This is a genomic window from Streptomyces sp. NPDC006610 (genome assembly GCF_040611575.1).
In the GTDB taxonomy this organism is placed as follows: Bacteria; Actinomycetota; Actinomycetes; order Streptomycetales; family Streptomycetaceae; genus Streptomyces.
This window is the reverse complement of sequence record NZ_JBEXOP010000039.1, coordinates 1-25,622: the sequence shown is the minus strand read 5'-3', so window position 1 is coordinate 25,622 and position 25,622 is coordinate 1. Positions and strand designations below refer to the sequence as shown.

General features: G+C 73.2%; 21 protein-coding genes. 10 read left to right on the top strand and 11 right to left on the bottom strand.

The genetic code is table 11. The features are described from left to right. Positions 1-64: 64 nt before the first annotated feature. Together ABZY13_RS26480 and ABZY13_RS26475 are read right to left on the bottom strand one after the other, a co-directional pair. The gene (locus tag ABZY13_RS26480) at positions 65-706 is read right to left on the bottom strand and encodes an HAD family acid phosphatase (RefSeq protein ID WP_356634955.1); all 642 of its coding nucleotides are present in this window, start codon (positions 704-706) and stop codon (positions 65-67) included. A 116-nt stretch (positions 707-822) separates the two neighbouring features. Then, positions 823-3,954, bottom strand: coding sequence for an NACHT domain-containing protein (locus tag ABZY13_RS26475; RefSeq protein WP_356634953.1), 3,132 nt, complete (start codon positions 3,952-3,954; stop codon positions 823-825). Positions 3,955-4,326: 372 nt separating this feature from the next. Between ABZY13_RS26475 and ABZY13_RS26470 the strand changes: the two genes are divergently transcribed. Continuing rightward, positions 4,327-5,055: a M23 family metallopeptidase gene (locus ABZY13_RS26470; RefSeq protein ID WP_356634951.1), complete on the top strand. Its 729-nt coding sequence runs from the start codon at positions 4,327-4,329 to the stop codon at positions 5,053-5,055. A gap of 30 nt (positions 5,056-5,085) precedes the next feature. Here the strand turns inward: ABZY13_RS26470 and ABZY13_RS26465 are convergent, their stop codons facing one another. Continuing rightward, positions 5,086-5,676 carry a TetR/AcrR family transcriptional regulator gene (locus ABZY13_RS26465; protein WP_356634949.1) on the bottom strand — a complete coding sequence of 197 codons (591 nt, stop codon included), beginning with the start codon at positions 5,674-5,676 and terminating at the stop codon, positions 5,086-5,088. A gap of 233 nt (positions 5,677-5,909) precedes the next feature. Here ABZY13_RS26465 and ABZY13_RS26460 point away from each other — a divergent pair, with 233 nt between their 5' ends. From ABZY13_RS26460 to ABZY13_RS26450, 3 genes are all read left to right on the top strand, one after another. Further along, the gene (locus ABZY13_RS26460; protein WP_356635041.1) at positions 5,910-7,490 is read left to right on the top strand and encodes an MDR family MFS transporter; all 1,581 of its coding nucleotides are present in this window, start codon (positions 5,910-5,912) and stop codon (positions 7,488-7,490) included. A gap of 169 nt (positions 7,491-7,659) precedes the next feature. After that, positions 7,660-8,109 (top strand): helix-turn-helix transcriptional regulator, encoded by a 450-nt coding sequence (locus ABZY13_RS26455; RefSeq protein ID WP_356635039.1) that lies wholly within the window; start codon positions 7,660-7,662, stop codon positions 8,107-8,109. Positions 8,110-8,174: 65 nt separating this feature from the next. Further along, entirely contained in the window at positions 8,175-8,612 is a 438-nt protein-coding gene (locus tag ABZY13_RS26450) for a VOC family protein (RefSeq protein WP_356634947.1), read from the top strand. 111 nt (positions 8,613-8,723) lie between these two features. Here ABZY13_RS26450 and cseC read toward each other — a convergent pair whose 3' ends face one another. The 5 genes from cseC to ABZY13_RS26425 form a co-directional block, all read right to left on the bottom strand. Beyond that, positions 8,724-10,073: a two-component system sensor histidine kinase CseC gene (gene cseC / locus ABZY13_RS26445; protein WP_356634945.1), complete on the bottom strand. Its 1,350-nt coding sequence runs from the start codon at positions 10,071-10,073 to the stop codon at positions 8,724-8,726. A gap of 1 nt (position 10,074) precedes the next feature. Further along, positions 10,075-10,776: a two-component system response regulator CseB gene (cseB, locus tag ABZY13_RS26440; protein ID WP_356634943.1), complete on the bottom strand. Its 702-nt coding sequence runs from the start codon at positions 10,774-10,776 to the stop codon at positions 10,075-10,077. Between the two features lie 104 nt (positions 10,777-10,880). Next, complete coding sequence (locus tag ABZY13_RS26435) at positions 10,881-11,495, bottom strand: hypothetical protein (protein ID WP_356634941.1); 615 nt, start codon at positions 11,493-11,495, stop codon at positions 10,881-10,883. A 38-nt stretch (positions 11,496-11,533) separates the two neighbouring features. Beyond that, the gene (locus ABZY13_RS26430) at positions 11,534-12,073 is read right to left on the bottom strand and encodes a SigE family RNA polymerase sigma factor (RefSeq protein ID WP_356634939.1); all 540 of its coding nucleotides are present in this window, start codon (positions 12,071-12,073) and stop codon (positions 11,534-11,536) included. A gap of 200 nt (positions 12,074-12,273) precedes the next feature. Beyond that, a complete protein-coding gene (locus tag ABZY13_RS26425; protein ID WP_356634937.1) occupies positions 12,274-13,245 on the bottom strand; it encodes an A/G-specific adenine glycosylase in 972 nt (323 codons plus the stop codon). A 203-nt stretch (positions 13,246-13,448) separates the two neighbouring features. Between ABZY13_RS26425 and ABZY13_RS26420 the strand changes: the two genes are divergently transcribed. Next, positions 13,449-14,306, top strand: a complete 858-nt coding sequence (locus tag ABZY13_RS26420) for a hypothetical protein (RefSeq protein WP_356634935.1) — start codon at positions 13,449-13,451, stop codon at positions 14,304-14,306. 275 nt (positions 14,307-14,581) lie between these two features. Here ABZY13_RS26420 and disA read toward each other — a convergent pair whose 3' ends face one another. Continuing rightward, complete coding sequence (disA, locus tag ABZY13_RS26415; protein WP_356634933.1) at positions 14,582-15,706, bottom strand: DNA integrity scanning diadenylate cyclase DisA; 1,125 nt, start codon at positions 15,704-15,706, stop codon at positions 14,582-14,584. Between the two features lie 80 nt (positions 15,707-15,786). Then, positions 15,787-17,196 (bottom strand): DNA repair protein RadA, encoded by a 1,410-nt coding sequence (gene radA / locus ABZY13_RS26410; RefSeq protein WP_356634931.1) that lies wholly within the window; start codon positions 17,194-17,196, stop codon positions 15,787-15,789. Between the two features lie 262 nt (positions 17,197-17,458). Between radA and ABZY13_RS26405 the strand changes: the two genes are divergently transcribed. Beyond that, entirely contained in the window at positions 17,459-19,147 is a 1,689-nt protein-coding gene (locus tag ABZY13_RS26405) for a hypothetical protein (RefSeq protein ID WP_356634929.1), read from the top strand. Between the two features lie 660 nt (positions 19,148-19,807). On the opposite strand, the gene ABZY13_RS26400 is transcribed toward ABZY13_RS26405, so the two are convergent. Beyond that, entirely contained in the window at positions 19,808-20,638 is an 831-nt protein-coding gene (locus ABZY13_RS26400) for a hypothetical protein (protein WP_356635037.1), read from the bottom strand. Between the two features lie 209 nt (positions 20,639-20,847). Here ABZY13_RS26400 and ABZY13_RS26395 point away from each other — a divergent pair, with 209 nt between their 5' ends. From ABZY13_RS26395 to ilvD, 4 genes are all read left to right on the top strand, one after another. Beyond that, positions 20,848-21,780: a Ppx/GppA phosphatase family protein gene (locus ABZY13_RS26395; RefSeq protein WP_356634927.1), complete on the top strand. Its 933-nt coding sequence runs from the start codon at positions 20,848-20,850 to the stop codon at positions 21,778-21,780. Positions 21,781-21,884: 104 nt separating this feature from the next. Continuing rightward, positions 21,885-22,709: a sugar phosphate isomerase/epimerase gene (locus ABZY13_RS26390; protein ID WP_356634925.1), complete on the top strand. Its 825-nt coding sequence runs from the start codon at positions 21,885-21,887 to the stop codon at positions 22,707-22,709. Then, complete coding sequence (locus ABZY13_RS26385) at positions 22,706-23,407, top strand: TetR family transcriptional regulator (protein ID WP_356634923.1); 702 nt, start codon at positions 22,706-22,708, stop codon at positions 23,405-23,407. Before ABZY13_RS26390 ends, ABZY13_RS26385 begins: the two co-directional genes overlap by 4 nt. Positions 23,408-23,596: 189 nt before the next feature. Then, positions 23,597-25,450, top strand: coding sequence for a dihydroxy-acid dehydratase (ilvD, locus tag ABZY13_RS26380; protein ID WP_356634921.1), 1,854 nt, complete (start codon positions 23,597-23,599; stop codon positions 25,448-25,450). Positions 25,451-25,622: the final 172 nt, after the last annotated feature.

Sequence of the window (25,622 nt, the reverse complement as noted above, 5' to 3'; positions counted from 1 at the left end):
CGGCACACGACAAGGGCCGGCGCCTTCGGGCGCCGGCCCTCGTCCGTTCCCGGATGCCGCGCGATTACGACAGCTGGCCGTCGTAGTCCGGCAGCTTGTAGGTCTTCTCGGCGTGGCCGCCCGACAGGTCGGTGGTGTTGTTGCCGATGTTCGCGATGATCGTGTAGCCCTTGGACTCGATCTCCACGCGCTTGGCCGTCTTGTACGCGGCGACGTCCTTGAAGAGGTCGAAGAAGCCGCGGACGTACAGGCCCTCGACCTCGTAGCCGACGCGCTCCAGGTTGTACTCGGTCGGGGCGGCGATGATGCCGGGGCGGGCGGTGACGAAGAAGACGTCGACGCCGCGCTCCTGGGCGTACTCGGCGATCTCCAGGACCGGCCGGTTGGCCGGCTGCGGGTAGCTGAAGCCGAAGTCGGTCTCCAGGGCGGTGTTGTCGATGTCGAGGACGATCGCCTGCTTCTCGCCCGGCTTCGGCTGGGCGATCCGCTGCTCGAGGTACGGCAGCGCCTGGTCCATCACGGCCTGGCAGTCCCGCTGCCAGGTGGCGTAGTCGACGTCCGCGGCGGCGGCCGTCACGGCGGCGGCGGTGGCCGTCGGGGCGCCGGCCGGGGCGGCGGCCTCGGCGGGGGCGGCGAGGGCCACCAGCGCGGCGGCGGAGACGGCGGTGGTGGCGGTTCTGCGGAGCCAGGTGCGGCGTCCCGTCATGGTGGGGGGTTCCTCTCACGTTGGTGCACGGCCATGTGTCGTGTGCATGTTCGTGGGCGAGGGTGGCGTGAGAGGAACCGTAGGGTTACCGGACGGTAGGGTGCTAGAGGCCTGCGTCACACGACTCCGCGGATTCTCTTGATGCTCGGGGCGACGGGCAGGGTCTCGAGGAGACCGTCCGGCAGGGTGTCCGTCTCCGGCGCGAGGACGACGGTGATCGCGCGGACGTTCGGGAACAGCTCCGGGATCCGGCTCAAGTCCTCCGTGCCGAGGACCCTGTTGAGCCGCAGAGCGGTGACGCCGGGCAGCGGAGGGCCGTGCCAGCCCACGGCTTCCCAGTTGATCCGCAGATCCGTCAGCGCGGGCAGGCGGGCGATCTCCTCGTAGTCCCCGGCGGTCAGCTCCGTGAAGAGGCTCGCGAGACTGAGCTGCTTCAGCGACCGGAACCGGTGCAGGCCGCGCAGTCCCGTGAGCCAGACCGCGTTCTTCGTGAGCCGCAGGTAGCGCAGCGGCAGATCGGCGGGGAGCGCCTTGTCGAGGGATTCGCCCTGGAGGGTGAGCCCGATGTCGAGCTGGTCCAAAGTGGCCGACTCGCCGAGCACGGACAGCAGGTCGGGTTCCTGCAGGCCGGGCATGGAGTCCAGGGACAGCCGGGTCAGCGGCAGGTTCGCGAGCGGGGTCAGGTCGCCGACCAGGGGACAGCGGCTGAGATCGAAGTACGTGAGCCGGTGCAGTGGCCTCAGCCAGTCCAGGTCCGTCAGGCGCTCGTTGTTCCGGACGGCGAGTTCGGTCAGCCGTTCGGGGACGAGTCCGGCGACGATGTCGTCCGGATCGATGTCGCCGACCAGCTGGACTCCAGGCCGGCCGCCCAACTCCCGGAGGAAACGCAGTTGTTCCCCCGAGCGGGCGGAGAAGAAGAGGCCGTCCTCACGCAGGTGCGCGACGACGTCCTCGCCGTAGCGGCGGGTCGGGAAGCGGTTCCAGGTCCAGGTGAGCTGGGCGCGCACGTCCAGGGCCGGGTGGGAGCGGAAGCGGGCGAGCACCGGTACGGCCGCGTCCGTGCCGATGAGGGAGGCGGTGACGACGACCGCCCGCGCCTCCTCGACGCTCAGCCCTTCCGGCCCGGGCAGCAGTTCCAGCGCGAGCGGCCCGACGGATGCGAGTGCACGCGCCTCCTCGGTGGTCCGGGGCGGTATCAGCGCCGCCGCGTGCCGCTCGACCTCCGCGCGCACCGCTGGGTCCAGCTCCGTCGCGTGTTCCAGCGCGGCCAGTGCCAGCAGCCGTACGCGGGTGCTCGCGGCGCCCTCCAGCCGGTCCGCCTCTGCGGTGAGGTCCCGCAGCAGTTCGGCGCGTTCGCGGGGCCGGGCGTGCGCCACCGCCAGCCGGACGACGTCCGCCCACTGCTCGTCCGCCGCGCCCCGCACCAGCAGGCCGAAGTCGCCGTCCTCCACGGCGGCCTTCGCGCCGAGGTAGTCCTGGAAGGTGCGGTGCACGAACTCCACGGTCCCGGCGGCCGGTTCGCGCAGCAGGCCGCTGCGGACCAGCAGATGGCCGAGGATCCGGGCGGCGTCGCCCTGCGCCGCGGCGGCCGGGAGCGAGGGCAGGACGTCGGCGACGATGCGCTCGGCGCGGTCGCGGTCCATCTCGGACTGGTTGTTGCGGATCAGCCAGTAGGCGAGCCGCTGGAGCAGCTGGATCTGGGGGAGTTCGGTGAGGCGGACGCCGTCCTCGCCGGGCGCGAACATGTCGCGTTCCTCGTCCCGCCGGGCGAGCAGCATCGACAGGGCGGCGTCGTACAACTCCTGGCGGCCGTGCGGGAGATAGCCGCGCCGGTCGCGGTGCAGGGCGCAGATCAGCCCGCACATCAACGGGTTGGTGGCGAGCCGGCCGAGGTCGGGCTTGGTGCGGACGGCGTCGAGCAGGGAGCGTTCGTAGGCGTCGAGGCGCTCCAGCTCGGGCCCGGAGGCGCCGGCGCGGGCGGCGGTGTGCCAGCGGGCGACGAAGGCGGCCACGTCGTCGTGGCTCATCGGTGTGAGCGCCAGTTCGGCGAATCCCTCGGGGGCCAGCCAGTCCTCCCGTACGGCGGAGGGGCGGGAGGTGACCAGCCACTGGTTGCCGGGATAGACGTCGAGGAGTTCGCGCAGCCAGCGCCGGGTGCGCTCACGCTCGCGTTCGGGGATCTCGTCGATGCCGTCGACGAGCAGGAGTCCGCGGCGGGCGGTGAGGACGCGGTCCGCCCAGCCGTCGGGCTGGCCCGCGTGGAAGGGGACGCGTACGGCGGCGAGGAAGGCGTCGGGGACGGGCAGGCCGTCGGGGCGGCGGATCAGGGTGCGCAGCGGGAGGACGAAGGGGACCCGGTCGCCGCGCTCGCCGCGGGCGGCGGTCACCGCGAGCCACTGCACCAGTGTGGTCTTGCCGGAGCCCGCGACCCCGCGCAGCAGGACCCGGTCGTGGTCGGCGAGGGCCTCCTCGGCGGGCAGCGTCGCCGCGGAGGCGACCCGGGTGCCGTCCGGGCCCCCGACGTGGTCGTCTGCGCCGGGGACGAGGGCCTGGAGGCTCAGATAGGCCGCGTCCAGCGGCCAGCGGTCGGGGGAGTTCGCCAGGTCGATGCCGTAGATCGTCAGCTGGCCGTGCCGGGTGGCGACGTACGACGCGTAGCGCTGCTCGAAGGACGCGTCGGCGTCGCCGGGGCCAGGGGTGCGGGCGATCAGCTCGTCCACCTTGGCGAGCAGTTCGCCCTGGCGCCGGGTCTGCTCCACCAGGGTCCGGGGGACGAAGGCGGAGCGCTGGGTGAAGAAGTGCAGGACGTGCAGGCAGGCGGTGGTCAGCAGGCGGGAGTGGAAGTGGGCGGCGTCGGCGGAGAGGTCGCGCTCGGGGTGCCCGCTCGCGGCGCGCAACCGCGCGGCCAGCCTCTCGTGGCCCAGCTCCACGGCCTGTACGTCGGTCATGTCCAGGTCGCCGAGGGCGTAGAGGGTGTCGGCCAGCGCGTGGACGACGGCCTCCTCCTCGCCCTCGGGCAACGGGCGCTCGCCGGGGCTCTTGAGGGCGCGGCGGACCAGTTCGGCGGCCAGCCCGGTCACGTCGGCACGGTCCAGCCGCCGTTTCTCCCCTTTGAAGGACACGTACCCCGAGATCCGCACGGGCCGGTCCACCAGACCGGCGCCCGCTCCCTCGCTCACGAACAGCTTGCGCACCAGCGGCGCCGCCGCCGCGGACGCCAGTCGCACACCGATGGCCGTCGGCTCCACCGGACTCCCCCTCCACCCCGTTCGAGCTGCGGGGGAAGCGTAGCCCGCGTCACATTCCGGGGTCGTCCGATCCGGTCGGCCGGTGACATGGCGCACAGGACCTGCGTCACTTACTAGACGGAATAGTGGAGAGCCCTCTGGGGCAAAACGGACATCTCTTCCATCTGGTAGGGATCGACGCCCTGATTTCCCGGTTTCCGTCCGGAATGGCAGCTATGTCAACATCATCAGGTTTGATGAGGGACTACTAGACAACGTCGTAGGTCACACGTTTTGGGATGAGGTGTCCCGGGGGTTACCAAGGGATGGCCAGCCGGGCGGACGTCCTGTTCGCCGGGTGGTTCTCACCGTCCCCAAGCCACGAGGTTCCCTATGTCTACGCGTGTCACGTCCCTTTCCACCCGTACGTCGCTGCTCCGCACCCGCGCGGCCGTACTGGCCGCCGGTCTGGGCGCCTCCGCCGTACTGGGCGCCGGGGTCGCGGCCGCCGCCAACACCACCGCCACCACGGCCACCACCGCCACGTCGGGCGTCGCCGGCGCCGTCAAGGCGCAGGCCGCGGCCCAGGCGAAGGCCGCGCAGGCGAAGGTCGCCAAGGCCAAGGCCGTCAAGGCGAAGACGGCGAAGGCCGCCGCCGCCAACACCAAGGCCACGGCCAAGAAGGCGCCCGCCAAGAAGGCCGCCTCCTGGGTCGACCCGGTGACGTCCTACAAGCTGAGCGCCAGCTACGCGCAGGCCGGCGGCATGTGGCAGTCCACCCACAGCGGCCAGGACTTCGCCGTGCCCACCGGCACCAAGGTCGTCGCCATCCACGGCGGCACCGTCGTCAAGGCCGGCGGCAACGGCGCCGGCGACGGTCCCGCGTACGGCAACGCGGTGGTCGTCAAGCACGGCAACGGGACCTACTCGCAGTACGCGCACCTCTCGCGCGTCGACGTCAAGGTCGGCCAGATCGTCAAGACCGGCCAGCGCATCGCCCTGTCCGGCAACACCGGCAACTCCAGCGGTCCGCACCTGCACTTCGAGATCCGTACGACCGCCAACTACGGCACCGCGGTCGACCCGGTGAAGTTCCTGCGCGGCAAGGGCGTCACCCTCTGACCGGAACCGGATGACCGGGCGTGACGGTGATCAGGCGTGACGGTGCGCCTGGGTCACCATGTCGAAGGCGACCTCGAGGACGGCCCTGCGCTTGTCCTCGAGGTCGCCTTCGAGGTCCTGGGTCCAGTACATGCCGGCGTGCATCGTGACGATCGCGCTGACGCAGCGCACCTGGTCGGTCAGGGAGGCGTCCGGGTCGACGAGGATGCCGAGCAGCCCGCTCATGCGCTCCTTGAAGGCGTCGCCGATGCGCAGTTCGCGCAGCGTCGCCTGGTTCTCCTGCATGAAGCGGAACAGCGGGGCCGCGTCGGCCAGCAGCGCGCTGTAGCGGTGCAGGATCTCCCGCTTGGTCTCCAGCGTGTGCGGTTGTCCGGCGCCCCACGCGATCAGGTCCTCGATCGGCTTCGTCAGGTCCTCGAAGACGCTGACGATGATCTCTTCCTTCGTCTTGAAGTGGTAGTAGAGCGCGGCCTTGGTGACGTCGAGGCGCTCGGCGATCTCGCGCAGGGACGTCTTCTCGTAGCCCTGCTCGGCGAAGAGTCCGAGGGCCACGTCCTGGATGCGCTGACGGGTGTCCCCGCGGCGCCGCTGTCTGGCGCCCTCGCCCGTGGTGCCGCCCATGCTCAGACCCTTCGTCTCCTCGCGTGTCCGGAACGTCGTCCGTCCACGGCGCTTCGTCCGTCCAGAACTCCGTCCGTCAGATCTTCGCCTGACCGGATCTGCGTCTCACCGCATACGCAGTCTCACCACATACTTACTTGACGACCGGCAAGTTACGCCCCTAGCTTCCATGAGTGTAGTCAACTAGCCGGTCGGCAAGTCAGTAGCAGGGGGCGGGGAAAGTCGTGGCGCAGATATCGACGGGTGCGGAGCACCCCGACGACACCGGGAAACGGCCGAGGAGCGTGCGGGTCGTCCTGCTCGCCCTGATGATCGCGATGATGCTCGCGATGCTCGACAACATGATCATCGGCACCGCGATGCCGACGATCGTCGGCGAACTGGGCGGTCTGGAGCACCTGTCCTGGGTGGTCACCTCCTACACCCTCGCCACCGCCGCCTCCACCCCGATCTGGGGCAAGCTCGGCGACCTGTACGGGCGCAAGGGCGCCTTCCTGAACTCCATCGTGATCTTCCTGGCCGGCTCCGTGCTCAGCGGCATGGCCCAGGACATGGGCCAGCTGATCGCCTTCCGCGCGGTGCAGGGCCTCGGCGCGGGCGGTCTGATGGTCGGCGTGATGGCGATCATCGGCGATCTGGTGCCGCCCCGGGAGCGCGGCAAGTACCAGGGCATGATGGCCGGCGTCATGGCGCTGGCCATGATCGGCGGCCCGCTGGTCGGCGGCACCATCACCGACCACTGGGGCTGGCGCTGGACCTTCTACATCAACCTGCCGCTCGGCGCGATCGCGCTGGCCGCCGTCAGCGCGGTGCTGCACCTGCCGAAGAAGCGGTCGCAGGCCCGGATCGACTACCCCGGCGCCGTGCTGCTCACCATCGGCATCACCGCGATCGTGCTCGTCACCACCTGGGGCGGCACCGAGTACGCCTGGACGTCCGCGCTGATCATGGAACTGACCGGCATCGGCGTCGCCGCGCTCGCCGGGTTCGTGTACTGGCAGACCAGGGCCCCCGAGCCGATCCTGCCGCTGCACATCTTCCGCAGCCGCAACTTCACCCTCATGTCGGTCATCGGCTTCATCACCGGCTTCGTGATGTTCGGCGCGACGCTCTTCCTGCCGTTCTACCAGCAGTCGGTGCAGGGCGCGTCCGCGACCAACTCCGGGCTGCTGCTCCTGCCGATGCTCGGCGCGATGCTGGTGACCTCGATGGTCGCCGGGCGGGTGACCACGCAGACCGGCCGGTACAAGATCTTCCCGCTGGCGGGCGGTGCGCTGCTGGTGCTCGGGCTGTATCTGCTCTCCCTGATGGACACGGAGACCTCGCGGCTCACCTCCGGTGTGTACATGGCCGTGGTCGGCCTCGGCATGGGCTGTCTGATGCAGATCACGATGCTGGTCGCGCAGAACAGCGTCGAGATGAAGGACATGGGCGTCGCCTCCTCCTCCGCGACCCTCTTCCGCACCCTCGGCTCCTCCTTCGGCGTGGCGATCATGGGCGCGCTGTTCAACCACCGCGTCCAGGAGGTCATGGCCGAGCGGGCGGGGGCGCTGGGCTCCCGGCTCACCGAGCAGTCCGCCCAGGTCGACGCGGCAGGCCTCGCCAAGCTCCCGGCCGACGTGCGGGAGGCGTACCAGCACGCGGTCACCGCGGGCACGCACGGGGCCTTCCTGCTGGGCGCGGCGGTGGCGCTGCTCGCGCTGATCGCGGCGGTCTTCGTGAAGGAGGTCCCGCTCAAGGGGGCCGGCCCGGCCGAGCCGCGGCCGGCCGAGGACGACGCGCCGACGAAGCCGTCCGTGGCCGAGGCGGTGTGAGCGGAGGCGGTTCGGGCCGAGGCGGTGGGAACGGAGGCGGGCCATTCGGCGTGGGCGCAGGCGGTGTGGGCCGAGGCGGGCCAGTCGGTGTGGGCCGAGGCGGTGTCAGCGGAGGCGCGAGCCGCGGCCCGGTGTCAGTGGCGCGTGCCACCATCGGGCCATGGACAAGATGCGCCGGCTGCGGCTGGCGAAGGACGCCATGGACCGCGACTGGGCCGACCCCGGCCTCGACCTCGACGCGGTGGCCGCCCACGCCGGCTACTCGCGCTTCCACTTCCTGCGCGCCTTCAAGGAGGCGTACGGCGAGACGCCCGGCCAATACCTCACCCACCGCCGTATCGAGCGGGCCGAGGAACTGCTGCGCGGCGCCGACCTCAGTGTGACCGAGATCTGCCACCTGGTCGGCTTCAGCAGCCTCGGCACCTTCTCCGCCCGCTTCCGGACCCGCACCGGCCTCTCCCCGAGCGCGTACCGCGCCGCGCACGTCCGGGCCGGCGCGTCCCTCATACCTGGCTGCTACGCGATGCTCTGGGCCGGCGGCTTCCCGCGCCGCACCGCCGAAGACGGCTCGCGCCGCAATTCCGAAGAAGCGCGCCGACCGCCTCCGTGCCTACGGTGACGAGCAGGGGAACAGCACAGCACCCGCATGTGCGTCCGCGTTCGTCGGCGACGGGAGACACCGCCATGATCACAGGCCTGGGCATCGCCACCGTATGGACCTTCGACCAGCAGCGCACCAAGGCGTTCTTCACCGAGAAACTCGGCTTCGAGGTGCGCAGCGAGGTGCCCCTGGGCGACATGCGCTGGGTCACCGTCGCGGCGAAGGGGCAGCCGGACGTCGAGCTGGCGCTGATGAGCCTGGACGGCCCCGGCCTGGACGCCGAGTCCGCCGAGGCGCTGAAGAAGCTGGTCGCCAAGGGCGTCATCGGCGCGGGCGCGTTCCGCACGGACGACTGCCGGGGGGACTACGAGACGTTCCGCGCCCGGGGCGTGGAGTTCCTCCAGGAGCCGCAGGAGCGGCCGTACGGCGTCGAGGCGATCTTCCGCGACGACAACGGCAACTGGTACTCGCTGACCGAGCGGAGCGAGCAGCTGGACTTCTCCAAGGACTTCGGCTGCTGAGCGCCGACCCGCCCCGGCGTGCGGGCTGCCCCGAGGGCCCGGGCTGCTCTCGGCGTCCGGGCTGAGGGCAGCACTCGGCGTCGGGGGCCGTCAACGTACGGCCGGCCCCTCTCAGCGTCCGCGCAGCGCCGGAAAGCTCCCGGTGTTCGTCGGCGCGTGCTCCGGCAGCCACAGCAGCGCCACCGCGCCCTCGGCCGGCGCATCCGCGGGCGCGCCCGGCGGGCGGACGTTGCGGAAGGTGAGCCGCGCCCCCATCACCCGCGCCTGCCCGGCCGCGATGGTCAGGCCCAGGCCGTGCCCCTGCCCGGCGCGGTCCCGGCTGCCGGTGCGGAAGCGGCTCGGGCCCTCGGCGAGCAGGTCCTCCGGGAACCCGGGGCCGTGGTCGCGGACCCGGATCACCCGGCCCTCGACGGTGACCTCGACCGGCGGCCTGCCGTGCCGGGCCGCGTTGGCGAGCAGGTTGAACAGCACCCGTTCGAGGCGCCGCGGGTCGGTCGTCACCTCGGACTCGTGCACGACGTCCACCACGATGTCCGGGTCCTTCACCGCCACCCGCCGGGCCACGAACTCGCCCAGCATCAGATCCTGCAGCTCCGCCCGCTCCGAGGCGCCGTCCAGCCGGGCCACCTCCAGCACGTCCTCCACCAGCGTGCGCATGGCCTTGGCCCGGTCCAGCACCAGCTCGGTCGGGCGGCCCGGCGGCAACAGCTCGGCCGCCGTGAGCAGCCCGGTGACCGGGGTGCGCAGCTCGTGCGCGATGTCGGCGGTGACCCGGCGCTCGGCCTCCAGCCGCTGCTGCAGCGCGTCCGCCATCGCGTCGACGGCCCGCGCCAGGTCGTCGGTCTCGTCGCGGACCACCCCGCCGATGGCCTCCCGCACCCGCACCTGCGGCTCCCCCCTGGCGACCCGGTTCGCGGCGGCGGCGGCCTTGCGCAGCCGCCGCGACAGCTGCCCGCCGATCAGCACGCCGAGCGCGCTGCCCCCGAGCACGGCCGCGGTGGAGCCGATGACCAGCGCCTGGTCCAGGTCCTTGAGGATGTCGGTGCTGCGGTCGGTGAACCCGGTGTGCAGGGACATCACCCGCCCGTCCTTGAGCGGCACGGCGGCCCAGATGTCCGGCGGCCCGCCCGGCGAGTCGGCCACGAACGTCGCCCTGCGCCCCGCCTCCACCTTGCGCCGCAGCTCGGCGGGGAGCCGGGGGTCGTCGATGCGGACGCCCGGGAAGTTCGGCCGCCCGGACAGCTCGTGGTTGCGCTGCGCGATCTGCACCCGCTCGTCCGCGAGGTCACGGGCGTTGTCCAGCATCGAGACGCGGGCCGCGTTGTGCACGACCAGACTGAGAGCGACCGCGACCAGCGCGCCGACCAGCGCGATCGCCGCGCTCAGCTTCCATCTGAGCCCCGTGCGCAGGTCCGCGCGCTCCACGCGCGCCGGTATCAGCCGGCGGACCGTCCCCCACATCTCAGCCCTTGAGTTTGTAGCCGAAGCCCCGGACCGTCTCGATCCGGTCCTGTCCGATCTTGGTCCGCAGCCGCTGCACATGGACGTCGACCACGCGCGTGTCCCCGCCCCAGCCGTAGTCCCAGACGCGCTCCAGCAGCCTGTCACGGGAGAGCACCGTGCCCGGCGCCGAGGAGAACTCCAGCAGCAGCCGCATCTCGGTCGGGGTGAGCGCCACCGGCAGGCCGGCCCGGCGCACCTCCATGCCCTCGGTGTCGACCTCCAGATCGCCGAAGGTCAGCGGCCCCTCGACCGCCCCGGCCGCCTGCCGTTCGCCCCGGCCGCCGCTCGCGTGCCCGAAGCGGCGCAGCACCGCGCGGATCCGGGCGACCAGCACCGCACCGTCGAACGGCTTGGTCACGTAGTCGTCGGCCCCCGCCTCCAGACCCAGCACCACGTCGATGGCGTCGGCCCGCGCCGACAGCATGATCACCGGCACCGTCGACTCGTCCCGGATCCGCCGGCACAGGCTGACCCCGTCGAGGCCGGGGACCATGACGTCCAGCAGCGCGATGTCGGGCCGGTTCGCGCGGAACGCCTCCAGACCGGACAGCCCGTCGGGCATGGCGGTGACCGCGAAGCCGTCCCGCTCCAGGGCGAGCTGGGTGGCCTCGCGGATGACGTCGTCGTCCTCGACGAACAGAACGTGGGTCTGGTCTGCCATCCGGGTGCTCTCAGTCCTTGACCGTCGGGTGCCGTCAGTGCCGTCAACTGTTCTCGGGTGCCGTCGGCCGCTCTCCTGGGGCCGCCAGCCGCTTTCCGGTGCCGTCAGCCGCTCTCGGGGGGCGCGGGCGGCTCGCCCCCGACGACCGTGCTGTAGTCGTTGTGGGTGCGGAACTCCTCGGTGAACCGGCCGGCGTTCCAGCGGTAGGTGATCACGTTCTCCCCGGACGGACTCGACACCGGGTCGCCCTTCTCGTACACCTGCTTGGTCACGACCAGGTCCCCGCGGTCGATCTCCGCGTAGACGGGCGGCTCCTCCGCGCGGAAGACGTTGCGGTGGACGCCGTCCTCGTCGCGGTAGACGTACGTGCCGATGCCGACGACGTCACTGCACGTCACCACGTTGACGACGACGTCGTCGGCCGGGCCCCCGGTGAGGTTGCCGTAGGAGAGGTCGACCGGGTACTCGTCGCCGTAGCAGGGCGTCAGGCCGCGCTTGACGGCCGCGGAGACGGCCGGGTCGGCCCTGAGCAGTTCCACCGCGGCGGCGCGGTCCAGCGCCCGGGGCCGGGTCGTGGCCGAGGCGGCGGAGGTGACGCCGGCGCCGCCGAACGCGTCGGCGTGCGCCGGGCCCTCGTCGCGTGCGCCGGTGCCGCCGGCCGCGCACGCGGTGAGCGCGAGGGCGAGGGCGGCGCACCCGGCGACCGCCGGGGACGCCACCGGGAAGAGGGCTCGGGCAGGTCTGGCTTCTGGGCCGGTCAGGCCGCGCAACGCTCCCGCTCCTCACGCTTCGGCGCGCGTGCGTCCAGATCGCGGGCCTGGAGCTCCTCGCGGAGCCGTGCGAGCGCCCGGTGCAGCGTGCTCTTGACCGTTCCGGCCGACATGCCGAGGGCGGCGGCCGTCTCCTCCGTGGACATCTGCTCCCAGTGTCGCAGCACCACCACGCTGCGCTGCTTCGGGGCGAGCACCTTCAGGACGTCCATCAGCAGGGCGCGGTCGGCGTGCTGCTCGGTGGAGTCCGCCACGGACGCGTCCGGGAGCTGCTCGGTGGGCACCTCCTCCAGCTTCCGCGCCCGCCACCACTCGGTCCGCGTGTTGATCATCACCCGGCGCAGATAGGCGTCCGCCAGCCGCTTGTCGGCGATGCCGTCCCAGCGGCCGTACGTCCGCGCCAGCGCGGTCTGGAGCAGGTCCTGGGCGTCGACCGGGTCCGGCACCAGACGCCGGGCGCTGCGCAACAGCGCGTCCTGCCGGGTGCGGACGTACTCCTCGAACTCGAGCACCTCGCCCTGCGTCATGATCAACCGCCTCCGTCCCCGTTGTCCCCTCGGCACAGCAGCCCTCGCGGGCTCAGGGACGAACCTACGGACGACCTGTCACGAGGCTGTGCGCGCGAGCCTGCGGAGAGCGCTCGACTGTCCGTCGGTTGTGTAACAGCAAGCGGAACGAGGCGGCGTCATGCGGTGATTGACGCCGTTTTGGGGTAACCGTCCGTACGTCAGCTCAGTGGCAGCCGGTACATCCCGTCCGGCAGCGGCTCCACCAGGCCGTCCGCGACCAGGCCGTCCAGGGCGCGGGCGCGCTGCACCGGCTCGTGCCACACCCGGTCCAGCGCGGCCTGCGGGACCGGGGCGTGCGCCTCGCGCAGGACGGCGAGCAGCTTGCCGCGCACCTGGCGGTCGGTGCCGGCGTACGTCTGTCCGCGCCGCGGCGGCCCGTCGTGCTCGGGCTTGCCGGCCAGCCGCCACACGCAGCGGTCGGCGATCGGGCAGCGATGGCACGTCTCGTTCCTGGCCGTGCACACCAGCGCGCCCAGCTCCATGGAGGCGGCGGCCCAGCGGGCGGCGACCGTCTCGTCCTCGGGCAGCAGCGCGCGGGCGAGCCGGCGTTCGGCGGCGGTGGTGGCGTTCGGCGGGTACTGCACACCGGTCACGGCACGCGCCAGCACCCGGCGCACGTTGGTGTCCAGGACCGCGTGCCGCTGCCCGTACGCGAACGACGCCACGGCCGCCGCCGTGTACTCGCCGATGCCGGGAAGCGCGAGCAACTGGGCGTGGTCGGTGGGCACGTCGCCGCCGTGCCGTTCCGTTATGGCGACCGCCGCCCCGTGCAGCCGCAGCGCGCGGCGCGGATAGCCGAGCCGTCCCCAGGCGCGGACGGCCTCGCCGGGCGCCTCCTTGGCGAGGTCGGCGGGGCGGGGCCAGCGGGCCAGCCACTGCTCGTAGACCGGCAGTACGCGGTTCACCGGGGTCTGCTGGAGCATGAACTCGCTCACCATCACGCCCCACGCGCCCGCCTCCGGGCGCCGCCAGGGCAGGTCGCGCGCGTGCTCGTCGAACCAGGCGATGACGGGGGAGTGCAGGTCGACGGGGGAGTGCGGGTCCGCGCCGCGGGGCGGGCCGGCGGCGCAGGGGGCGGCCTGCGGGGGCGTGGGGGCGGGCGGGGGCGTGGGCTTCGTGGGCGCAGTCATGGCGGTTCCGATCCTGCCACGTCGCCCGCCGCGGACCGCGGTACGGCGGGGTGGGGCGGGTCGGGGCGACGCGGCGGTGGTGCCCCACGGCTGTGAACTCGCGCTCCCGCAGGGCGCGTTTCCGAGATGATGATCCGGAAAAGATGCGTGTGTGGCGGCGGGTGACGCCGGTGAACGCACCGATCTCTCGTACAGTTTGCGCCGTGGGATCTCTGCGCAATCCGGTCGGGCCGCTTCCCTCCTCCATCTACTGGCGACGGAGGGCCGTTCTGCTGTCCGTGTTGGCCCTCATGGCCTTGCTGATCGCCTGGGTGCTCACCTCGGGCGGCGGGGGCGACGACAACGGCGCCGACGGGTCGAACGGCAAGAATCCCGCTTCCTCGATCACGCCGGGGCCGTCCGGTTCGGGTCCCGCGATCAGCGAGGCGCCGGGCGGGCGGGACGAGTCCGGCGACGGGGACACGGCGGGCCCGGGCGGTACGCCGAGCGCCGGTGACGGCGGCCCGGGGTCGGGCGACGGCTCCGGTGACGGCTCGGGGTCCGGGTCCGCGGACGGTTCCGGGGCGGGCGGCGCCGGTGGCTCGGGCGGCGGCTCGGCGGCCGGGGCTTCGGGCGGCGCCGTCGGCACGGGCGACACCCTGCCGGCCGGCTCCTCGCTGCCCGACTGCACGGCGAACGCGGTGAAGCTGACCCTGCGCAGCGTGCGCAACTCCTACTCGCCCGACCAGACGCCCGCGTTCCGGCTGACGGCGCGGAACACCTCCGGCGGCGACTGCAAGGTCGACCTCGGCCCGAAGGCAACGGTCCTGACGGTCTCTCAGGCCACGAGCGAGGACACCTACTGGTCGTCCGCCCACTGCCCCGAGGGCCCGGGCAGCCTGGTCTACCGGGTGCCGGCTGGCAGCAGCATCACCTACACCGTGGAGTGGGACCGCAGGCCGAGCGCCCCGCACTGCGCGACGCCGTCGGCCGGGTCGGCCGCCGCGGGCACGTACCTGGTGGAGGCGAAGCCGGCCGGGTTCGCCAAGGTCCGGACGTCGTTCGTGCTCGACGCCGACTGACGCCCGGCCTGCGCGACCGACGCCCGATGTGCGCGGCTGACGGCGACCGGCTCGGCCGGCCGGGCCGCGGGCCGTCCCCGGGTGTACGGGGCTGACGGACGTACGGCGCCTGCGCGCCGCCGTGCGGGGCCGTCCTCGGGTGTTCCGCTCAGCGAGGTCCGTCGTCCCAGGCGTCCGGCGCAGGCGTCCCGCCCGGACAGCACCCGGGCGCCCGCCCGGACCGGGCTCGGGCGCCCGCCCGGACCGGGGTCAGGCGCCCCACCCGGACGTACGTCTCAGACGTACCGTTCCAGGATCGACGACTCCGCCAGGCGGGACAGGCCCTCGCGGACGCTGCGGGCCCGGGCCTCGCCCACGCCGTCCACCGCCTGGAGGTCGTCCACGCTCGCGGCGAGCAGCTTCTGGAGCCCGCCGAAGTGCTCCACGAGACGGTCGATGATCGCGCCGGGCAGCCGCGGCACCTTGGCCAGCAGCCGGAAGCCGCGCGGCGACACCGCCGAGTCCAGCGCCTCGGGCGAGCCGGTGTACCCCAACGCCTTCGCCACCGTGGACAGTTCCAGCAGCTCGGCGTGGGAGAGGGCGTCCAGCTCGGCCAGCGCCTCGTCCACCGTGCGCGAGCGCTTGGCGGTGGGCTCGGGGACGTAGTCGCGGACGACCAGCTCGCGCTCGGGCTCGACGCCGGCGATCAACTCGTCCAGCTGAAGGGCCAGCAGCCGCCCGTCGGTGCCCAGTTCGACCACGTATTCGGCGATTTCGGTGGCGATGCGGCGGACCATCTCCAGGCGCTGCGCCACCGCCGACACGTCCCGGACCGTGACCAGGTCCTCGATCTCCAGCGCCGACAGGGTGCCCGCGACCTCGTCCAGCCGGAGCTTGTAGCGCTCCAGGGTCGCCAGGGCCTGGTTGGCGCGGGACAGGATCGCCGCCGAGTCCTCCAGGACGCGGCGCTGGCCGTCGACGTACAGGGCGATCAGCCGCATCGACTGGGAGACGGAGACCACCGGGTAGCCGACCTGCTTGCTGACGCGGTCCGCCGTGCGGTGCCGGGTGCCGGTCTCCTCCGTGGGGATCGTCGCGTCGGGCACGAACTGCACGCCCGCGCGGAGGATCTTCGACAGGTCGGAGGAGAGCACGATGCCGCCGTCCAGCTTGCACAGTTCGCGCAGCCGGGTCGCGGTGAACTCGACGTCCAGGACGAAACCGCCCGTGCACATGGCCTCGACGGTCTTGTCGGAGCCGAGCACGATCAGCCCGCCCGTGTTGCCGCGCAGGACCCGCTCCAGGCCGTCGCGCAGGGCCGTACCCGGCGCCACGGCGCTCAGCGAGGCGCGCATCAGGCCATCGGAACCGGCACTCCCACCGGACTTTCCGGGAGCTGCTGCCCGGTCGTTGGCTGCCACTGCACTCCTCCGGTCGCAGGTTCTGTGACGCTCCCGTGTCGCGCACTCGGTCGTACGGACGGGCGAGACCAGGGCAAAGTCTACCGGCGGTCCTCCTCCTCCCGTGGGGCGTCTCGGCGACGCGAGCGCGGCAGCACCCTCAGCGCGTCCCCCATGTCCGCGACTTCCAGGACCTTCATCCCGGCCGGAACCTTGCCCGGATCGCCCGGAACGAGGGCGTGCGTGAAGCCCAGACGGTGCGCCTCGGCGAGCCTGCGCTGCACGCCCGTGACCCGTCTGACCTCGCCCGCGAGGCCCACCTCGCCGATCGCGACGAGGTTCTTCGGCAACGGGGTGTCGCTGGCCGCGGAGGCCAGCGCGAGGGCGATGGCCAGATCCGCCGCCGGCTCGGACAGCTTCACGCCGCCGACCGTCGCGGAGTAGATGTCCCGCTTGCCCAGGGCGCTGATCCGGCCGCGCTGCTCCAGCACCGCCAGCATCATCGACACCCGGGACGTCTCCAGCCCGGACGTGGTGCGGCGCGGGGAGGGGATCTGGGAGTCGACGGTGAGCGCCTGCACCTCGGCCACCAGCGGGCGGCGGCCCTCCAGGGTGACGGTCAGACAGGTCCCGGGCACGGGCTCGGCGCGCCGGGTCAGGAACAGCCCGCTCGGGTCGGCGAGGCCCGTGATGCCCTCGTCGTGCAGCTCGAAGCAGCCGACCTCGTCCGTCGTGCCGTACCGGTTCTTGACGCCGCGCACCAGACGCAGCCGGGCGTGCCGGTCGCCCTCGAAGTGCAGCACCACGTCCACCAGGTGCTCCAGCAGGCGCGGGCCGGCGATCGCGCCGTCCTTGGTGACGTGGCCCACCAGCAGGGTGGACATGCCGCGCTCCTTGGAGGCCCGGATCAGGGCGCCCGCGACCTCGCGCACCTGCGCCATGCCGCCGGGCGCGCCGTCGATCTCCGGGGACGCGACCGTCTGCACCGAGTCGAGGATCAGCAGCGACGGCCGTACCGCGTCCAAGTGGCCGAGCACGGCGGCCAGGTCGGTCTCCGCGGCGAGATACAGGTGGTCGTCGATGGCGTGGATGCGGTCGGCGCGCAGCCGGACCTGGCTCGCCGACTCCTCGCCCGTCACATAGAGCGTGCGGTGCTGCTCGCTCGCCGACTTCGCCGCCACGTCCAGCAGCAGGGTCGACTTGCCGACGCCGGGCTCGCCCGCGACGAGCACCACCGCGCCGGGGACCAGGCCGCCCCCGAGGACGCGGTCCAGCTCGGGCACGCCGGTGGTGCGAGCGGTCGCCTGTCTGCCGTCGACCTGGCCGATGGGCAGCGCGGACGTGGTGACGCGCCCCGGCGCCGTGGTCCGCACCGCGGGCGTGCCGTACTCCTCGACCGTCCCCCAGGCCTGGCACTCGGGGCAGCGGCCGAGCCACTTGGCCGTCTGCCAGCCGCACTCGGTGCAGCGGTAGGACGGCCGTTCCTTGGTGGACTTCGTACGGGCAGCCATGGACGAAACCGTAACCGTCCCCACTGACAACGCGTTCCCCGCACGGCGACCCGGCGCCCGGGTCCGGTCCGAGAAGCGCCGGAACCGCCCTCGCAACACCCCCGCATACCCTTGCGTACCACCGCGAACCGGACGGCCGCCGAGACCGATGGCCCCGCGAACATCGGCTTGCCGTCCCCGATTGAGGGATCGTTTCACCCGTACGGATTAAAAGTGCTCAAGGGGGCGGAAGCAGTCATCTCCCGCCGCCTACGGTCGCCGGGTGATGAGCAGCAGCCCGGACTCCCTGACCCGCACGACCGGCGCACACCGGGCGCGACGCGAGGCGCGTGACCGTGCCGCGGCGCGCACCCTGGCACAGCGGCCGCCCGCGCGCTACGAGCCCTACCTGGACGGCCTGTTCACCTACTGCCTTTCCGTGCTGTGCGATCACGACGCGGCCACCGCCGCCCTCGGCGAGGTCCTCGCGGTCGCCGAGCGCCGCGGCCAGCGCGCTCCCGACGCGCCCGGCGACCGCCGCGCCTGGCTGTACGCGCTCGCCCGCTGGGCCTGTCTGCGTGGCCTCGCCGAGGCCAGACGCAGACGCCGGGCCGGCGGCGCGTCCACCGCGCCGCCCGTCTCCGAGGAGGTGCGGGAGCGGCGGCGGCGCGAACTGGCCCTGCTCGCCTGGCCGGAGGCCGCCGGCACCACCCCCGAGCAGCGCGAGGCGCTCGAACTCTCCGTACGCCACCACCTGGCCCCCCATGAGGTCGCCGCCGTCCTCGGACTCGAACCGGCCGCCGCACGCGAGCTGCTCGCCGCGGCCGCCTGCGAGGTCGAGCGCACCCGCGCGGCCCTCGCCGTTGTGGAGACCGGCGGCTGTCCCGGCGTCGCCCGGCTCACCGGCGAGCACCAGCTGGTGCTCGGCGCCGCCCTGCGCCGTGAACTGGTCCGGCACGTCGACGACTGCCCGCGCTGCCGCCGCACCGCCGAGCGCGCGGTCCCCGGCCGCTGGCCCGGCGCCGAAGTCACCCCCGCCGAACTGCCCATGCTGGAGGCGCCCCGCCCCGCGCTGCACACCGCCATGACCCAGCACCCGCGCGCGCGGGGCGTCACCGCGCCCCGCTTCGACCGGCGCGGCTTCCCCATGGACCCCAAGGACCGCGCCGCCCGCCGGGACCGCCTGCGCGCGCGTGCCGTCACCACCACGGTCGTCGCCACCGTCGTCGCCGCCCCGGTCCTGGCCCTGTGGTCCGCCTACCGGGGCGCGCCCCTCGGCGGCGACAGCGCAGACGGCCGCGCCGCCGCGGGCCGCGACCACGGGGCGGTCGGTCTCGACGGCGACCCGTCGGTCGGCTACGAGAACACCGGCAACGCCTCCGTCAGCCGCGGCGAGCCCTTCTCCCGCGGCGGCCGGCCGGACGTGACCGTGAAGGTCGTCAGCGTCTCCGGCGCCGGCCGCAAGGGCGCCGCGGGCCGGCTGGAGGTGACGGCCGCACACCGCGGCGACACCACCCTGATCACCCTCATCGCCACCGGCCCCGCCCCCGTGCGCTGGTCCGCGGTCACCGGAGCCCCCTGGCTCTACCTGAGCCGCTCGGCGGGAACGCTCCGCCCCGGCGAGTCACAGACCGTCCGGGTGCACGTCGACCCCCTGCGCGAGCCGTCCGGCCGCTGGACCGCGCGCGTGGCGATCTCCCCGGCCGGCGCGGTCGTCACCATCGCGGGCCGCGGCACCGCACCCGCTCCCACGAACCCCGACTTCCGCCCGGTCCGCCCCGGCCGCCCTCTGGACCGGCCCCCGCTCACGGTCCCGACATCCACCCCGTCCGCCACCCCCGCGCCGAGCCCTCCGCCCGCACCGTCACCACCGCCCCCGGAGCCGACCCCGAGCGCCTCCACGCCGCCGGACACGTCGGACCCGACGCCGTCACCGTCGGAGGCGGGTACCGCGAGCCCACCGGCTCCCTAGGGGTGTCTGACAAATGCCCGCGGCGTCGCGGCTCCTGGCACGCACTCCCCCAGAGGAGGCACCCCCAGCCGCGTTGCCGAACCGCCCTGGTAGCTCCGCTACGAGGGCGCTCCGGCGCCTTGCGATCGCACGCACCAGAAGCCGCTCCTTCTCCCGCGCTCATTTGCCAGACACCCCCTAGGTCCGGGCGGGCCCGTGGGTTGCGGACGGGAGGCTCGCCGGACGCGGAAACGCCGAGGTCGGGGCGACTCGCCGCTCGCCACCCGGCCCGCGCCGCGCCCCGGCGCCGGAAGCCGCCCGCGGCGCCCCGGTCCCCGTGGCGGCCCGGTGGCGGCGCGGCGGAGCGCATCCGCGTGCGGAGCGGGCGGCCGAAACCCGCCGCCCCGCCTCCTCCTGATCCAGTACCCGCTGTCCGTGCCCATTCCATGCCGTGCGCCTCATCAGCCGCCCGCTCCGCGGCCCACTGATACGGTTCCGTGCCGCCGAAGCGAAAAATCGCCCGCGTGCCGGCTCCGTGGCCGGGGGCGCTCCCGCCCCGGGCGACTCCGGCCGTCGGGCATCCCAGAACCCTCACCGCGCGAACCGTCGCCGTGCGAGGCGTCACCGCCCGACCGCGTCACCCGAAGCCCGCCGCGCTCCGCCCCGCCTCGCCCGCGCCCCTCAGCCCGCAGGACGCGCGGGGTCCGCCGGTCCGGCCGGTCCCGCAGGACGCGCCGGGTCCGCCGGTCCCGCCGGGTCCGCCGGATGCGGCGCCAGCAGCGGCAGCTGCGACGACAGCCGCTGCTCGCACAGCTCGACCAGCCGGTCGTAGCCCGCCTTGCCCATCAGCTCGGTCAGCTCCGCGCGGTACGACACGTACACCGGCTCCCCCGCGCCGTGCGCCGACGTCGCCGACGTGCACCACCAGTGCAGGTCGTGGCCGCCCGGGCCCCAGCCCCGGCGGTCGTACTCGCCGATCGACACCTGGAGCACGCGCGTGTCGTCGGGACGGTCGATCCAGTCGTACGTCCGGCGGATCGGCAGCTGCCAGCAGACGTCCGGCTTGGTCTCCAGCGGCTCCCGGCCCTCCCGGACGGCCAGGATGTGCAGCGAGCAACCCATGCCGCCCGCGAAACCGGGCCGGTTCTGGAAGATGCACGAGCCCTGGAAGGGACGCGTCTGGCGGTCGCCGTCCTCGTCCTCGGACACCCAGCCGCCCCGGAGGCCCTCCGCATGGTGCTGCCAGATGTCCGGCGTGAGCCTCGCCACATGCCCGGCGACCCGCTGCTCGTCGTCCTCGTCGGAGAAGTGGGCGCCCAGCGTGCAGCACCCGTCGTCCGCGCGGCCGGCCTGAATGCCCTGGCAGCCGCTGCCGAAGACGCAGTTCCAGCGGGAGGTCAGCCAGGTCAGGTCGCAGCGGAAGACCTGCTCGTCGTCCGCCGGATCCGGGAACTCCACCCATGCGCGCGGGAAGTCGAGGCCCTTCTCGTCGTCCGGGGCGGCGCCGAGCACCGACGCCGAGGCTCCCGCCGCTCCCGCCGTTCCGGTCGCTTCCGCCGGCGAAGTCTGGACGTCGTATTTGCCGCTCTTGCCGTTCTTACCGCTCTTGCCGGTCTTCGCCTTTTTCGTCTTTGGCACGCGTCCAGGGTATGCCGCCCGGGTTCCCGTTCCGCACCGCCTGGGGGGCCGCGTACGGGACGCCTGGCAGTAGCGTTCCGCCCATGAGACTCGGTGTCCTCGACGTGGGATCGAACACGGTGCATCTGCTGGTGGTGGACGCGCACCCCGGTGCGCGCCCGCTGCCCGCGCACTCGCACAAGGCCGACCTCCGCCTCGCCGAACTCCTCGACGAGCACGGAGCCATCGGCTCGGAAGGCGTCGACAGGCTGGTCGCCGTCGTCCACGACTCCCTCCAGGCCGCCGAGGACAAGGGCGTCGAGGAACTGCTGCCGTTCGCCACCTCCGCCGTGCGCGGGGCGAGCAACGCCGACGAGGTCCTCGCGCGCGTGCAGCGCGAGACCGGGGTCGAGCTCCAGGTCCTCAGCGGTCCCGAGGAGGCGCGGCTCACCTTCCTCGCGGTGCGCCGCTGGTTCGGCTGGTCCGCCGGCAAACTCCTGGTCCTCGACATCGGCGGCGGCTCCCTGGAGATCGCCTACGGCATCGACGAGGAACCGGACGCGGCCGTCTCGCTGCCCCTCGGCGCCGGCCGCCTCACCTCCGGGTGGCTGCCCGGCGACCCGCCCGCCGCCGAGGACGTACGGGCGCTGCGGCGCCATGTGCGGGCGGAGATAGCCCGCACGGTCGGGGAGTTCAGCCGCTTCGGCGCCCCCGACCACGTCGTCGCCACGTCCAAGACGTTCCGCCAGCTCGCCCGCATCGGCGGCGCCGCCCGCTCCGTCGAGGGCCTCTACGTCCAGCGCGAGCTCAAACGGCAGTCCCTCGAGTCCTGGGTGCCGCGCCTGGCCGGCATGACCACCGAGGAACGCGCCGAACTCCCCGGCGTCTCCGAGGGCCGGGCCGGCCAGCTCCTCGCGGGCGCGCTGGTCGCCGAGGGCGCGATGGACCTGTTCGGCGTGGAGACGGTGGAGATCTGCCCGTGGGCGCTGCGGGAGGGCGTCATCCTGCGGCGGCTGGACCATATGGCGGGGGCGTAGGGACGTAGGGGCAGGCCCGTGCGGAGGGGGGATGAACCAGGCCGAGTCGCCCGAAACCACCCACCCCAACCCCGTCTCCGGGACGCACCCCGTAACCTGTCCTCGTGGCCAACCCAGTCGTGCGCATCCCGGACGCGAAGGTCGCCCTGTCGACGGCCTCCGTCTATCCGGAGTCGACGGCCACGGCCTTCGAGATCGCGGCCCGCCTCGGGTACGACGGTGTCGAGGTCATGGTGTGGAACGACCCCGTCAGCCAGGACATCGAGGCCCTCCGCCGGCTCAGTGACTTCCACCGGGTGCCGATCCTCGCCGTGCACGCCCCGTGTCTGCTGATCACCCAGCGGGTGTGGTCGACCGACCCGTGGACCAAGCTCCAGCGCGCCCGGACGGCGGCCGAGAAGCTCGGCGCGAGCACGGTCGTCGTGCACCCGCCGTTCCGCTGGCAGCGCCAGTACGCGCGCGACTTCGTCACCGGCATCGGACGGATGGCGAACGAGACGGACGTGCGGTTCGCCGTCGAGAACATGTACCCCTGGCGCTACCGCGACCGCGAGATGCTCGCCTACGCCCCCGGCTGGGACGTCACCGAGGACGACTACCGGCACTTCACCATCGACCTCAGCCATGCCGCCACGGCACGCGTCGACGCGCTGGAGATGGCCGACCGCATGGGCGACCGGCTCGGCCACGTCCACCTCGCCGACGGCGGCGGCTCCAACAAGGACGAGCACCTGGTGCCGGGCCGCGGCTCCCAGCCCTGCGCGGAACTGCTGGAACGTCTCGCCGGCACCGGCTTCGACGGCCACGTCGTCATCGAGGTCAACACCCGCCGCGCCATGTCCACCGCCGAGCGCGAGGCCGACCTGGCCGAGGCCCTCGCCTTCACCCGGCTCCACCTCGCCACGGACACCCGGGTGCCGCGTCCATGACCGGCGCAGGCGCGGGCGCAGGTACGGGCAGGGGCACGGGCGCGGGCGCCGTGGCCGGGAGGGGAGCCGCAGCCGCACCCGGTCCCGCGCCGGCGCCTTCCACCGCCCCCCGCGGCCGCGGCCGCCCCCGCCGTACGGAATCCGCCGACACCCGCGACCGCATCCTCACCGCCGCCCGCGAGGAGTTCTCGCAGCGCGGCTTCGAGAAGGCCAGCGTCCGTGGCATCGCCAAGGCGGCCGGCGTGGACCCCGCCCTGGTTCACCACTACTTCGGCACCAAGGAACAGGTCTTCCAGGAGGCCGTCGAGACGGTCTTCGCGCCCGCCCTGCGCGCCCCCGACGTGATCTTCGAGGGTCCGCGGGACGCCGTCGGCGAGCGGTTCGCCCGGTTCTTCCTCGGCATCTGGGAGAACCCGGCCACCCGCGCCCCCCTGCTCGCCGTCGTACGGTCCGCCCTGAACAACGACGTGGCCGCCGCCGTGCTGCGCCGCCTGGTCAGCACCCAGCTGCTGCGCCGGGTCGCCGCCGAGATGGGCATGCCCGACGCCGAGCTGCGCGCCGAGCTGGCGGCGGCGCAGCTGGTCGGGACGGCGCTGCTGCGGTACGTCATCAAGGTCGAGCCCCTGGCCTCGGCGGACGTGGAAACGATCGTGCGCCGGATCGCACCCGCCATACAGAGCCACCTGACGAGCCAGTGACGGGGGCATCGGACGAGCCCTTGACGAGGATCACCGGACGTGCCCCTCACGGGGGCCATCCCACGAACACCCGACGGGTGCCGACGAACCGATGAGACGTGCGTCCCGAAATCCGGACATCCTGTCCGGGCTGTGGATGACGGGCGTACGCTCGAAGCCAGTCACAACTCTCCGAAGGAGCGAGCGACGATGCCCGAGCTGAGGTCCCGCACAGTCACCCACGGCCGCAATATGGCGGGCGCCCGCGCCCTTATGCGCGCCTCCGGTGTACCCGGTGCGGACATCGGCCGGAAGCCGATCATCGCGGTCGCCAACAGCTTCACCGAGTTCGTGCCGGGCCACACCCACCTGGCGCCGGTCGGCAGGATCGTCAGCGAGGCGATCACCGAGGCCGGGGGCATCCCGCGCGAGTTCAACACGATCGCCGTCGACGACGGCATCGCCATGGGCCACGGCGGCATGCTCTACAGCCTGCCCTCGCGCGACCTGATCGCGGACAGCGTGGAGTACATGGTCGAGGCGCACTGCGCCGACGCCCTGGTCTGCATCTCCAACTGCGACAAGATCACCCCGGGCATGCTGATGGCCGCGCTGCGGCTGAACATCCCGACGGTGTTCGTCTCCGGCGGCCCGATGGAGTCCGGCCGGGCCACCCTGGTCGACGGCACGGTCCGCACGCTCGACCTCGTCGACGCGATCTCCGACGCCGTGAACGACAAGATCTCGGACGAGGACATCCTCCGCATCGAGGAGAACGCCTGTCCGACCTGCGGCTCGTGTTCCGGCATGTTCACCGCCAACTCGATGAACTGCCTGACCGAGGCCATCGGCCTGTCCCTCCCCGGCAACGGCTCGGTCCTCGCCACCCACACCGCGCGCCGGCGGCTGTACGTCGACGCCGCGCGCACGGTGATGGACCTGACCCGCCGCTACTACGAGCAGGACGACGAGACGGCCCTGCCGCGCAACATCGCCACCTTCGCGGCGTTCGAGAACGCCATGGCGCTGGACATCGCCATGGGCGGCTCCACCAACACGATCCTGCACCTGCTGGCGGCGGCGCAGGAGGCGGGCGTGCCGTTCGGCCTGAACGAGATCGACGCCGTCTCGCGCCGGGTGCCGTGCCTGGCGAAGGTGGCGCCCAACGTCGCCAAGGACCGCACGTACTACATGGAGGACGTGCACCGCGCGGGCGGCATCCCCGCCCTGCTCGGCGAGCTGCACCGGGCCGGTCTGCTCAACGAGGACGTCCACTGCGTGCACAGCCCGTCGCTGGCCGACTGGATGAAGCGGTGGGACGTGCGCGGCGGCTCCCCCTCCCCGGAGGCGGTCGAGCTGTGGCACGCGGCGCCGGGCTGCGTCCGCTCCGCCGAGGCGTTCTCCCAGTCCGAGCGCTGGGAGGCGCTGGACCTGGACGCCGAGAACGGATGCATCCGCTCCGCCGAGCACGCCTACTCCAAGGACGGCGGCCTGGCGGTGCTCAAGGGCAACCTCGCGGTGGACGGCTGCGTGGTGAAGACGGCCGGCGTCGACGAATCGATCTGGACCTTCGAGGGCCCGGCGGTCGTCTGCGAGTCGCAGGAGGAGGCCGTCGAGAAGATCCTGAACAAGCAGGTCACCCACGGCGACGTGGTCGTCATCCGGTACGAGGGCCCCAAGGGCGGCCCCGGCATGCAGGAGATGCTCTACCCGACGTCCTTCCTCAAGGGCCGGGGCCTGGGCAAGACCTGCGCCCTGATCACCGACGGCCGCTTCTCCGGCGGCACCTCGGGCCTGTCCATCGGCCACGCCTCCCCGGAGGCGGCGTCCGGCGGCACGATCGCCCTCGTCGAGGACGGCGACCGCATCCGCATCGACATCCCGAACCGCTCGATCGAACTCCTCGTGGACGACGCGGAACTGTCCCGCCGCGAGCAGGCCCTGAACGGCGTCTACGCCCCCAAGTCCCGTACCCGCAAGGTCTCGGCCGCCCTGCGCGCCTACGCGGCCATGGCGACGAGCGCGGACAAGGGCGCGGTCCGGGACGTCTCCAAGCTGGGCTGACCGCCCGACCGACACCCGGGACGGAACCCGCCGGTGCGGTTGCCCACCGGCCCCGCCACGCGGACGGGCCCCCCCCCCCGCCCCCCGGGGGGGGGGCCGGCGCGGGGGGGGGGGCGTCCCCGCCCCGGGCCCCCCCCCACACGGGGCGCCCGGGTGGGCCCGGGCCCCGGCC

Excerpts from the sequence above, each read along its gene's own strand:
- ABZY13_RS26450 (WP_356634947.1), top strand. The coding sequence starts at position 8,175 with ATGATCACAGGCCTGGGCATCGCCACCGTATGGACCTTCGACCAGCAG.
- cseC (WP_356634945.1), bottom strand. The coding sequence starts at position 10,073 with ATGTGGGGGACGGTCCGCCGGCTGATACCGGCGCGCGTGGAGCGCGCG.
- ilvD (WP_356634921.1), top strand. The coding sequence starts at position 23,597 with ATGCCCGAGCTGAGGTCCCGCACAGTCACCCACGGCCGCAATATGGCG.
- ABZY13_RS26455 (WP_356635039.1), top strand. The coding sequence starts at position 7,660 with ATGCGCCGGCTGCGGCTGGCGAAGGACGCCATGGACCGCGACTGGGCC.
- radA (WP_356634931.1), bottom strand. The coding sequence starts at position 17,196 with ATGGCTGCCCGTACGAAGTCCACCAAGGAACGGCCGTCCTACCGCTGC.
- cseB (WP_356634943.1), bottom strand. The coding sequence starts at position 10,776 with ATGGCAGACCAGACCCACGTTCTGTTCGTCGAGGACGACGACGTCATC.
- ABZY13_RS26395 (WP_356634927.1), top strand. The coding sequence starts at position 20,848 with ATGAGACTCGGTGTCCTCGACGTGGGATCGAACACGGTGCATCTGCTG.
- ABZY13_RS26425 (WP_356634937.1), bottom strand. The coding sequence starts at position 13,245 with ATGACTGCGCCCACGAAGCCCACGCCCCCGCCCGCCCCCACGCCCCCG.
- ABZY13_RS26470 (WP_356634951.1), top strand. The coding sequence starts at position 4,327 with ATGTCTACGCGTGTCACGTCCCTTTCCACCCGTACGTCGCTGCTCCGC.
- ABZY13_RS26385 (WP_356634923.1), top strand. The coding sequence starts at position 22,706 with ATGACCGGCGCAGGCGCGGGCGCAGGTACGGGCAGGGGCACGGGCGCG.
- ABZY13_RS26480 (WP_356634955.1), bottom strand. The coding sequence starts at position 706 with ATGACGGGACGCCGCACCTGGCTCCGCAGAACCGCCACCACCGCCGTC.
- ABZY13_RS26465 (WP_356634949.1), bottom strand. The coding sequence starts at position 5,676 with ATGGGCGGCACCACGGGCGAGGGCGCCAGACAGCGGCGCCGCGGGGAC.
- ABZY13_RS26430 (WP_356634939.1), bottom strand. The coding sequence starts at position 12,073 with ATGACGCAGGGCGAGGTGCTCGAGTTCGAGGAGTACGTCCGCACCCGG.